The 10,870-nt window shown below is 61.3% G+C and carries 6 protein-coding genes; 2 read left to right on the forward strand and 4 right to left on the reverse strand.

Going from position 1 to position 10,870, the window contains the following annotated elements:
- The first annotated feature begins 113 nt into the window (after window positions 1-113).
- Window positions 114-1,889: a substrate-binding domain-containing protein gene (locus ACT53T_RS00120; RefSeq protein WP_476159358.1), complete on the forward strand. Its 1,776-nt coding sequence runs from the start codon at window positions 114-116 to the stop codon at window positions 1,887-1,889.
- Between the two features lie 563 nt (window positions 1,890-2,452).
- Window positions 2,453-4,228: a substrate-binding domain-containing protein gene (locus tag ACT53T_RS00125; protein ID WP_476159359.1), complete on the forward strand. Its 1,776-nt coding sequence runs from the start codon at window positions 2,453-2,455 to the stop codon at window positions 4,226-4,228.
- Between the two features lie 240 nt (window positions 4,229-4,468).
- Here the strand turns inward: ACT53T_RS00125 and ACT53T_RS00130 are convergent, their stop codons facing one another.
- The 4 genes from ACT53T_RS00130 to ACT53T_RS00145 all read right to left on the reverse strand — a co-directional run bounded on the left by ACT53T_RS00130 (window position 4,469) and on the right by ACT53T_RS00145 (window position 10,838).
- Complete coding sequence (locus ACT53T_RS00130) at window positions 4,469-6,601, reverse strand: glycosyltransferase (protein WP_476159361.1); 2,133 nt, start codon at window positions 6,599-6,601, stop codon at window positions 4,469-4,471.
- Complete coding sequence (locus tag ACT53T_RS00135) at window positions 6,576-8,777, reverse strand: glycosyltransferase (RefSeq protein WP_476159383.1); 2,202 nt, start codon at window positions 8,775-8,777, stop codon at window positions 6,576-6,578. The genes ACT53T_RS00130 and ACT53T_RS00135 overlap by 26 nt, the downstream gene beginning before the upstream one ends.
- Window positions 8,778-9,011: 234 nt before the next feature.
- The gene (locus ACT53T_RS00140) at window positions 9,012-10,151 is read right to left on the reverse strand and encodes a DegT/DnrJ/EryC1/StrS family aminotransferase (protein WP_476159363.1); all 1,140 of its coding nucleotides are present in this window, start codon (window positions 10,149-10,151) and stop codon (window positions 9,012-9,014) included.
- A gap of 6 nt (window positions 10,152-10,157) precedes the next feature.
- Window positions 10,158-10,838 carry an acetyltransferase gene (locus tag ACT53T_RS00145; protein WP_476159364.1) on the reverse strand — a complete coding sequence of 227 codons (681 nt, stop codon included), beginning with the start codon at window positions 10,836-10,838 and terminating at the stop codon, window positions 10,158-10,160.
- Between the last annotated feature and the right edge of the window lie 32 nt (window positions 10,839-10,870).

Genomic DNA, 10,870 nt, shown 5'->3' on the forward strand with positions numbered 1-10,870 from the left:
TCATCTCGTCAGACGATTGCAACGAGAATGTCATTTTCGAACCGGAGTCGGGCGCCCCCTAGAGGAGGCCGACATCGCGCGGCCTTTACGCGACGATCCAACAGGGGAAGAAAATGTCTGCTCTTTCGTTCAAAAAAGCTCTGCGCGACGGGAGCTCCGCTCTCGCTCTTTCGACCATCGCACTGATCGGCGCTCAGCCGGCCCAGGCCACCGATGGCATCTTCGGCGGCGGCAGCACGCTCGCCTCGCTGGCCGAGCGCAACCTCAGCTCCAATTTCTACGTCTACAACTCCTCGAGTGTCCTGCTGCTCTACGCCGCCATCGGCAGCGGCTCGGGCCAGCGCATCTTCATCTCCAACGATCCGGCGCAGGGCTTCCTCGGCGCCGGTTTGGATCCGGCTACCCCTCCGGCTTATCTCTTCCCGAGCCTCGGCTTCTCGACCTATCCCTATCCGCGCATCGACTTCGGCGCGAGCGACTCGCCGCTACCCGCGAACTTCGTGAGCACCCCAGGCACCTACACCGCCATCTACACCACGACCCTCTACAACTGGGACCAGATCAACCACACGACGTTGGCCACTGGCTCCACGAGCTATCCCACGGCGAGCTATGGTCAGCCGATCCAGCTGCCGCTGTTCGAGGCGCCGGTCGCAGTCGCCGTCGATCTGCCGGAGGTCTCCCAGAGCACGGGCGCGACGGTGGCCGGCGGCGTCACCTGGACGATCAAGTCGCAGCTCCCCGCCAGTCCTGCTCCGTACGGCGGCCGCATCCAGCTCTCGACCGCGCAGATTTGCGCGATCTTCTCCGGCCTCGTGACGGATTGGAACTCCACCGCCACCATCCCGACGCTCTCGAGCACCGGCGTGGCGGGCACGGAAGGCTTCGCGGACGCCAACACCTGGCGCGCCGGCAGCACGGCCGGCACGCCGGGCGCCGGCGGCGGCACGGCCTACGCCAGCGCCAGCACGCCGATCACCATCGTCTATCGTGTGGACGGCAGCGGCACGAGCTTCATCTTCACCAATTATCTGAAGAACGTCTGCCCGCTGCTCGACCCGAGCAACACTTACGGCTATCAGTCGATCTTCTCGACGACCGTCCTGCCCAACAACAGCTTCACGCAGCTCATCAACAAGGTTACGGCCTATGGCCGCACCCTCAACACCGTCGGCGCCAACGGCAGCGACGCTGTCGCGGCGGCGATCGGCAACAGCTCGACGAATTACGGCTATATCGGCTATCTGAGCGGCGACTTCGTCGCGCCCAACAACACGGCCACGACGAGCCCTTACGCGGCCAATGTGCAGAACGACTATCTGCGCTTCAAGGGGGTCTATCACCCCGGCCAAACGCCCACAGGAACGACGGTTCCGGCCGACTTCGCCGCACCGTCGCCGCTGGCCGCCGAAGCGGCTTGGGCGGCTCTCACCGTGCCTACCACCGCGGACTTCAACGCCTGGAACGTCTATGCTCAGACTTGGCCGGCCACGACCTATCTGCCGGGCAGCGGAACTTCGGTCGCCATCACCGGTCTCTCCAAGCTCCCGCTGGCGCCCGCCGACGGCGCTTATCCGCTCACCGGCACGGCCTATGGCTTTTTCTATAGCTGCTATGGCGCCGGCCGCGACAGCGTCGCCGCCGCGACCCGCGCCTCGGATGTCGTGAGCTATCTGAAGTGGCATTACAAGCTGTCGTCCCCGGCCGGCAACGCCGAGGATGTCATCGTCGTCAACGGCTTCGGGCCCTTGCCGTCGACGTCTGGAAACAACTGGACCGGAGCGATCAATAGCATTTATCTCGACTCGGCCAGCTCGACCGCGATCGCCGCCTATGGCGCAAGCCCGACCAACGGCTGCACGAGTGTGACCGGAACCGGCGCTCACTGAAACTTTCGATCTCGATCGAAACGCCGGGCGCGCCGAAAGGGCGTCCGGCTTTTTCGCGCCTCATCCTCCGAGAGGACCCTATCCGCCCTTTGCTTCAGGCGACGCTTCTGCGCCGCAGGCCCGTTCTCGCGCCTGCGGCGACCGCCCGATCAGCCGGCGCGCGCTTCGCCCTCTGCTCATATCACGCATGCGCGCTCCCGCGCCATCGGCTGAAAAAGCCTGGAGATGCGGCCCTTTCACGGCCTACCGATATCCGAGGGGGCGCATGATCGGCGGAACATAAAGAGGCGGCGCGCAAACCGTGACATGTTTTTTGGAAAAAATCCGCGAATTATTTTCTTCGCGATCGATCGATTTCGGCCGTCTATAGGGTGTAAGGCGGCGAGATAGCGACAAAGGACGAGAATAGAAGTCGAACGCACCAAGTATCTGCAACGGCTATATTCATCATCCAGTCGGACAACTGTAACAAGAACGTCATTTTTGGACAGGATCGGGCGGCCTCCGTCGAGGAGGCCGACCCTTTCGCGCGGCCCTACGCAATGATCCATTAGGAGAAGCACATGTCTGCTCTTTCTTTCAGCAAAGCTCTGCGTAACGGGAGCTCCGCTCTCGCTCTTTCGACCATCGCACTGATCGGCGCTCAGCCGGCCCAGGCCACCGATGGCATCTTCGGCGGCGGCAGCACGCTCGCCTCGCTGGCCGAGCGCAACCTCAGCTCCAATTTCTACGTCTACAACTCCTCGAGTGTCCTGCTGCTCTACGCCGCCATCGGCAGCGGCTCGGGCCAGCGCATCTTCATCTCCAACGATCCGGCGCAGGGCTTCCTCGGCGCCGGTTTGGATCCGGCTACCCCTCCGGCTTATCTCTTCCCGAGCCTCGGCTTCTCGACCTATCCCTATCCGCGCATCGACTTCGGCGCGAGCGACTCGCCGCTACCCGCGAACTTCGTGAGCACCCCAGGCACCTACACCGCCATCTACACCACGACCCTCTACAACTGGGACCAGATCAACCCCACGACGTTAGCCACTGGCTCCACGAGCTATCCCACGGCGAGCTATGGTCAGCCGATCCAGCTGCCGCTGTTCGAGGCGCCGGTCGCAGTCGCCGTCGATCTGCCGGAGGTCTCCCAGAGCACGGGCGCGACGGTGGCCGGCGGCGTCACCTGGACGATCAAGTCGCAGCTCCCCGCCAGTCCTGCTCCGTACGGCGGCCGCATCCAGCTCTCGACCGCGCAGATTTGCGCGATCTTCTCCGGCCTCGTGACGGATTGGAACTCCACCGCCACCATCCCGACGCTCTCGAGCACCGGCGTGGCGGGCACGGAAGGCTTCGCGGACGCCAACACCTGGCGCGCCGGCAGCACGGCCGGCACGCCGGGCGCCGGCGGCGGCACGGCCTACGCCAGCGCCAGCACGCCGATCACCATCGTCTATCGTGTGGACGGCAGCGGCACGAGCTTCATCTTCACCAATTATCTGAAGAACGTCTGCCCGCTGCTCGACCCGAGCAACACTTACGGCTATCAGTCGATCTTCTCGACGACCGTCCTGCCCAACAACAGCTTCACGCAGCTCATCAACAAGGTTACGGCCTATGGCCGCACCCTCAACACCGTCGGCGCCAACGGCAGCGACGCTGTCGCGGCGGCGATCGGCAACAGCTCGACGAATTACGGCTATATCGGCTATCTGAGCGGCGACTTCGTCGCGCCCAACAACACGGCCACGACGAGCCCTTACGCGGCCAATGTGCAGAACGACTATCTGCGCTTCAAGGGGGTCTATCACCCCGGCCAAACGCCCACAGGAACGACGGTTCCGGCCGACTTCGCCGCACCGTCGCCGCTGGCCGCCGAAGCGGCTTGGGCGGCTCTCACCGTGCCTACCACCGCGGACTTCAACGCCTGGAACGTCTATGCTCAGACTTGGCCGGCCACGACCTATCTGCCGGGCAGCGGAACTTCGGTCGCCATCACCGGTCTCTCCAAGCTCCCGCTGGCGCCCGCCGACGGCGCTTATCCGCTCACCGGCACGGCCTATGGCTTTTTCTATAGCTGCTATGGCGCCGGCCGCGACAGCGTCGCCGCCGCGACCCGCGCCTCGGATGTCGTGAGCTATCTGAAGTGGCATTACAAGCTGTCGTCCCCGGCCGGCAACGCCGAGGATGTCATCGTCGTCAACGGCTTCGGGCCCTTGCCGTCGACGTCTGGAAACAACTGGACCGGAGCGATCAATAGCATTTATCTCGACTCGGCCAGCTCGACCGCGATCGCCGCCTATGGCGCAAGCCCGACCAACGGCTGCACGAGTGTGACCGGAACCGGCGCTCACTGAAACTTTCGATCTCGATCGAAACGCCGGGCGCGCCGAAAGGCGCGCTCGGTTGCCGCCTGAAGCCGTCGATTTCTGAATATGCCAATGGCGTTTTCATCATCAAGGCAGGTGCAGCCCTCGAGCGCATCGACCGTCGGAACCCGACACACCGTAGAGAAGCAGCTACGCGTAAGACAATTTCGGTTCATCGCCGATTGTCACGCGCGCGACGACGACGAGCTTGCGCGACCGATACTCTGGCTAGACCGCCGAGCCGGCAGCCTTCTCAAGTAAGGGCGCATCAGAGAGGGCGCCATTCCCGAATTTGATGCGAGCCAAAGCACGACTAGTCAGTCTCATGTCGGGATTTTTATCGAGATACTCTCTGGAGGACGACAATTCGAGGATCATGTCTTTGCCGCCGACGCGCTGAGACGAAAGAGCCGCGGACCAATTTCTGAACCCGACGACATCTGGAATTCTGCCCAAGACTCTTCTGTATCCTTCGCTTATCAACTGCTTGCCCTCCATGGGGAACAATGGCGCCAGATAATCCTCACGCTCGATATCCTGGAGCAGGAAGCTCCAGAGAATATCCGGGTCACAAGGCTTATTGCGAAGCGACTGGAACGCCTCCGACGACACCTCGGCCATAATCGCTTCTATCTTCGATAGCTCGGGGCGCAGGATGCGCGCCATGTCCGCCTCCTCCGGAAGGCGATTGAAGAGCTCCAGACATAGGCGCTGCGCGAACTTGTCCCCGCTGGGGGCGGAATAGACCGACATAAGCAATTCGTGAACGCGTTCGTCGGGAGGCGCGACCCGATCGGGAAGCGTGGGAAAGTCCACCGACATTTCCGAACGCAAGATCGCATCGATGATCGGAAATGGAGCGCGCAGCCCCGAGCCGAGCGTGATGGCGATCGACAATGCGATTGTCGCGCGATCGCAATTCGGTTCGTCGAGTATCCCCTTTATACGATCGTAATCGATCAGTGTCGGCTCCCGTCCGACCACGGCCTCGAACAGCATGGCGAAAGCCCATTCCATCGGCGCATTCTTAGCCTCGGACGCAAACTTCAGCCGCTTCAAGCGAGCCCAGAAGGCGCTCGCTTCTTGGGTCGGGCCGGCGATCTCGTCGATCCATCGGCCCATATCGCGCGCGCATGTCGACCAGATCGGCAAGGCGCATCGGCTCGCGCCATCCCGCAAGCGTGCCGCCTCGGCTTGGTCGAGGAGCCTCTCCACTGCGGATCCGATCGCGTCCGGGCTCCGCGAATCCAAACGAATCTGCCCTTCCGGACCAATGAACCGCAAGGAGGGAAGGTCCGCCGAAACGATCACGGGAACTCCCATATTGAGGCATTCCAACGGAGCGAGACCGAAGCCCTCGACAGCCGACAGGCATATGCCGGCCGTCGCATCGGCGATCGCAGTCCGGACCTCGCTGTCGGTCATCCCCTCGCGCCACTCGAGCCAGCTCGCGCGATCCAGAACGCGCTCCATCGTCACTTGCTGGTCTGGCGCGAGCGTCCTCCGTCTCCCGATCAACAGGACCCTGAACTCTTTGCCTTCCGATGCGAGACGATCGAGCGCGACCAGCGTTTCGACCGGGGTCTTGCGCGGTTCGACGCTGCCGAGAATGACGAAGGTCGGCTCCGCGGGAGCCGGACGCGACTGCCGCCGGCCGAATGCATCCGCGCCGAGCGGAAACAATCGAATGTCGTCGTCAGGCTTCCTTCTGCGAGCGCGACGCAGTTCCGCCACGGTCTCATGGGAGATGCCGGCGATATTCTCGGCGCGCCGAATGATGTGGAGATAGCTGAGCAATGCGCCAGCGTCGGCCCAGTCGAGGGCCGGAAAATACTCGGGGCGCAGGAATGGAAGGAGATCGTAGCCGAGAAGGAAGAACTTCGACTGATTGCTTTCGATGAAATCGACAAAAATCGGGACGCGATGATCGAAAAAAATCTCCGCGACCAGCACGGCTCGACAGGCCTCCAACGCGTCCCTCATGGGCAACAGCACGCCTTGCGTGGCGACATAACGCTCGAGGCGCTCCACCGCCTCCGCGCTGACATGCGCCCGTCCGTCTTTCTCCACCGCTCGTGTGGCCTGCGCAGACGGATTGTCGAAAAACAGCGCCATCTCTTCGAGGGTGTAATGAGGAAGGACACGGACTCTGCCGTCCGGATGGAAGATCACCGGGGTCAATCCCTGGTCAGGCCAATTTCGGAGCAATTCGTAGACCGTTCGCTGGACGCCGGTTCGCATCGGGTCCACGAAAAAGCCGGTCAGGTCGAAGAGCACGGCGCCTTCGAGAAGATAGTTGGTGATCCGAGCGTCCACGATCTTTTTCCTATCCAGTCTAGACGTCCAAAACGGCGGCGACATAGTCGCGCCAAGTGCGGCCCTCCTGGGCCTTCACGCGAGCCTCATGGTCCCGGATCGAGATGTCCACCTTGTCCATGAGCTCGAGGATCGTGAGCGCGATCGATAGCGGGCTCAGGCGATCCGAGACGCTTCTGACGTAATGTGGCGCCTGATGAGCGTCGACGAGCGCGTCATTGGCGATCGTCCAGACACCCGCGGCGATGCATTCCGTGAGCGCGCCCGACGGTTGACCGAATCCTGCGCGGCGAAGCTGAATTCCCAAGTCGGCCGCCAGAAGAAAATCGGTATAGACGTCCTGCTTTACAGCTCCATGAAAGGACACTGAATCCATCAGCCCCAGCGGGCCGATGAACAACTCCTTCATCCGCGCTTCCAGATTCGGATCACACGCGCCCACGAAATGCAGCTTCGCCCTGCAACCATAAGCGCGAAGCTGATCCAAAAGCAGCAGAGTTTCGTAACATCCCTTGCTCGCGTCCACCAAACCGAACGAGCAGATATCGAGCACGTTAGAATTGAATCCGACATTGTCCCTCGCCGCGGCCATGCGACGGGACGCGAAAAGAGATTCCGCGAAGCTGACGTGCAGGGGAATAGGCTGGAGAATAGCCTCCTTGCCGTAAAACTGCCGCAAGGCCTGCTGCTGCGCCGGCGTAAATACGAATAGGCGACTGCTCGCTTCGACGACCTCGTCCAACATCGGCGTCGGCAACTTTCGGCGATCGTTCACCCATGTGCTCACCTCTTCCTGGCCGACTTGTCGACCCAACGCCGCTTCGGCCATCTTGGCGGTCCGCTCGATTCCACGCACATTCAAGTAATATTCGAACAGCCGAGAATCGTGCAGAATGGCCTCGCCCCCGCGCTCGAGAAGCATGTCGTGGACAAACGTATGGTACAACGAGTTTCCGATCACATAGAAGATACGATCGTAATCCGAGAAGATAATGTCGTCGGGACGGATGACTCTCGGATGCGTCACGCCCATGGCTCGCCGGGGAGCCTTCAGCGTGGCGACGGTGACGTCCGCCCGCTCCAAGAACGCCGGCATACCTGCGGCATGAAGCTGTCCGACGCCCGTGGCCTCCGGCGGATACGGCGTCACGAAAAGAATATTTGGGCGGTCCCCACGTCGTCGAGCGGAGACCTCCGTGCGGGGGCCGACGTCGGTCGAGGAAGGACCTCTGCGACGGAAAGACAATATCTGCGGCCAGACGCGATCTCCGATCGTCTCCGACCGGAACCGGTCTGCCGCGCCTATCTGAAGCGCTGTGGCTTTTGCGCGCCAAGCGGAATCACTCAAGCTCGACGTCATGAGCTCGACGAGTTCGTCCGCGGATTTCGGGTCGAATAGAGGAAATTCGACGAGTTCTCGGTGAGCCTCACAGGAGGAAGCGATCGCAATTCCGCCGGACGCCATCGCTTCGACGATCGGCATAGAAAAACCTTCGATGAACGAGGGGACGATAGTCGCGACCGCGCGACGATACCCTTCGGCCAGGGTGTCGTCGCTGACATGCGGAAGGAAATGCACCCGGGACCAGTCCACAGCCTCTGTCGGACCAACCGAGGAGCGCACACGCGCCTGCGCCGCCCAATCATAGCCCCCTACGATGATCAGATGCACACCGTCGAAAGTCGACGCGCCTCGCCCGAACGCCTTGATCGCCGTTTCCACGTTTTTGCGCGGATTGTCGCCGGCCGCCACAAGAAAGAAGCGCTCAGGGAATTCGTATTGCGAAACCTCACGCCTCTCCGATGCAAAAAATTCGTCTTTGACGATGATGCCCGTCACGATCGATGCGATCGAGGCGGAAACGAGAGCCTTCTGTCGATTTTCGGAGGTTTGCGAATTCGGAAGGAGAAGATCGTACGAACGCAGCTCGAGCGTGTTTCGCAGCAATGAGCGAGCGAGCGAGTCCGAACGGATGAGACCCGGGAAATCGTGGGCGATGAAATCATGGACGATGCCGACGCGTATCACGTCCGATCCCGGCGTGGCTCTCCATCTCTCGCCATTATTCAGCGGTGCGCCGTTGAATAAAATGGCGTTGTCGACGGGAACGAACCGGTCCGTCAATTCATCGAAGATCGCGACGTCCGACAGCGACAATATAGGCTCGGCCGGATCGACGAGCGCGACCAATTTTGTCGCGTTGCGCAAATCCGCGGGCATCGCCTTCAACAAGCTCCGAAAGTGTCGGCCGATTCCTCGATTTCTATAATCGGTCTGCTGCAGACAGCGAGCATCCACATAGACTGTTCGATTTACATGCATTTTCAAACGGCCCTTTCGGCGAGGCTCGAACGCGAGGAGCATTGACGAATAGCAATGTAACGGCATCGCGGCATCTGCTGTGTCACTTTCCCGCGCTTTCCTGCTTTCCGAATACGTTTCCAATTCCCGCAATCATGGCCGTGCACGCAATAATTTGCGGTCCGGCGTCAATGCACGACACAAGATATCGCAAATGCGAGCGATATCTGCTCGGGTCAACCTCTCATGAGTGGGAAGGCTCAGGCCCGATTCCGCGCAATCGGTCGAGTTTCGTAGATCATGTCCGACTTGCCGGTATGGCGGAAGGGCATGCATGGGGTAAAATACCGGTCGCGTCTCTATTCCGTGAGCATCGAGCGCCGCCAGCACTTGGTCACGAGAGAGCGCCGCATCCGGCGCTATCTTGATCGTGTACATCCAAAACGAGTGTTCCGCCCAAGGTTCGACATAGGGACGGATCACGCCGACATCTGCGAGCGCTTCGTCGTACCATGCAGAAAGTCGCCTTCTGAATGCGAGCGCCCGATCGACGCGCTCCAACTGCGCCAAGCCGATAGCGGCGGCAATGTTGGTCATGCGATAATTATAGCCGATCACGGGAAACCAATATCGCCGCGCCGGATCCATGCCTTGCCCCCTCAGCAGACGAAGTCTGCTCGCCAATTCATCGTCGTCCGTCACGACCGCTCCACCCTCGCCGGTCGTGATGATCTTATTTCCAAAAAAGCTGAAGGTTGCGCACTTGCCTAAGCTTCCGACTGGCCGCCCCTTGTACTTCGCGCCATGGGCTTCCGCCGCATCCTCCACGACAAAGAGGCCGTGCGCATCGGCGATCTTTTGAATTTCATCCATGTCGCATGGCTGACCAAACAGATGAACGACGACGATTCCCTTGGTCCTAGAGGTGATTTTGGCCTCGATCGCCGCGGGGTCGATGTTGAAGGTGCGAGGCTCGCAGTCGACGAAAACAGGATCGGCGTTGCAGTACCGGACGCAGTTGGCCGTGGCGACATAAGTCAAATCAGGGACGATAATTTCGTCACCTGCGCTGACGCCCAGCGCAACGAGCGCCAGATGCAAGGCGGAGGTTCCGTTGTTGCAAGCGACCGCGTGCCCGACGCCGCAAAGCTCCGCAAACCGACGTTCGAACGCATCGATGAACTTTCCATGCGAGGAAATCCAAGTCGATTCTAGGCACTCCCGCACGTACTGCATCTCGTTTCCGTCCAGCACAGGGCTGGCGATCGGAATTCGTTTGGTGAAATAGGACATGCGGACTCACCTTTCACTCGACAGCTTGTTGCTTCGCGGCTTTGCCGGCACGCCGATGGCCTCGATCCCCGGCGGCAGATCTCTCACGACGACGCCGCCGGCGCCGACCACCGCATGATCTCCGATTTTGATGTTCGGCTTGACGACGGCGCCGACGCCGAGAAAGACGCCCTCGCCCAATTCGACCCCCCCCGCGAGGGCCGTCCTCGGCGCCACATGCACGCCCGCGCCGAGCACGCAATCATGATCGATCGACGCCAGAGTATTGACGATAGCGAAGTCTCCTATGCTGGCTTCCGCGTTGATAACGGCTCCAGCCATGACGACGACGCCTCTCCCGATCCGGGCGGACGGCGATATCGTCGCCGCGGGATGTATGACGCTCGGCAGAACGAAACCCTTTTGCAGGAGAGCCGCGCCGATCCTCATTCTGAGGCGGCCTTCGCCCAGAGCGACAAAAATATGGCGCACGCCCTCGGCGCGCATCACGTCCAACTGATCATCGCCGCCGATGATTTTGACGCCGAGCACCTCGGCGCCGCCGACATTGGGATCGGTGCAGCCGACAGGCTCGAAAAGTCCCTGCGCCCGGATCGCTTCGATGACCACTTTCGCATGACCGCCGGCCCCGATCACGATCAGCGGCTTTGGTCTAGATATCGGGAGTTCTGTCACAATGCGACCCATCGATTTCCGCCTGACTGCACGGCAATATCTGT

The sequence above is a fragment of the Methylosinus sp. DMC45 genome (assembly GCF_056313885.1).

Excerpts from the sequence above, each read along its gene's own strand:
- ACT53T_RS00120 (WP_476159358.1), top strand. The coding sequence starts at position 114 with ATGTCTGCTCTTTCGTTCAAAAAAGCTCTGCGCGACGGGAGCTCCGCT.
- ACT53T_RS00125 (WP_476159359.1), top strand. The coding sequence starts at position 2,453 with ATGTCTGCTCTTTCTTTCAGCAAAGCTCTGCGTAACGGGAGCTCCGCT.
- ACT53T_RS00130 (WP_476159361.1), bottom strand. The coding sequence starts at position 6,601 with ATGTCGCCGCCGTTTTGGACGTCTAGACTGGATAGGAAAAAGATCGTG.
- ACT53T_RS00135 (WP_476159383.1), bottom strand. The coding sequence starts at position 8,777 with ATGCCCGCGGATTTGCGCAACGCGACAAAATTGGTCGCGCTCGTCGAT.
- ACT53T_RS00140 (WP_476159363.1), bottom strand. The coding sequence starts at position 10,151 with ATGTCCTATTTCACCAAACGAATTCCGATCGCCAGCCCTGTGCTGGAC.
- ACT53T_RS00145 (WP_476159364.1), bottom strand. The coding sequence starts at position 10,838 with ATGGGTCGCATTGTGACAGAACTCCCGATATCTAGACCAAAGCCGCTG.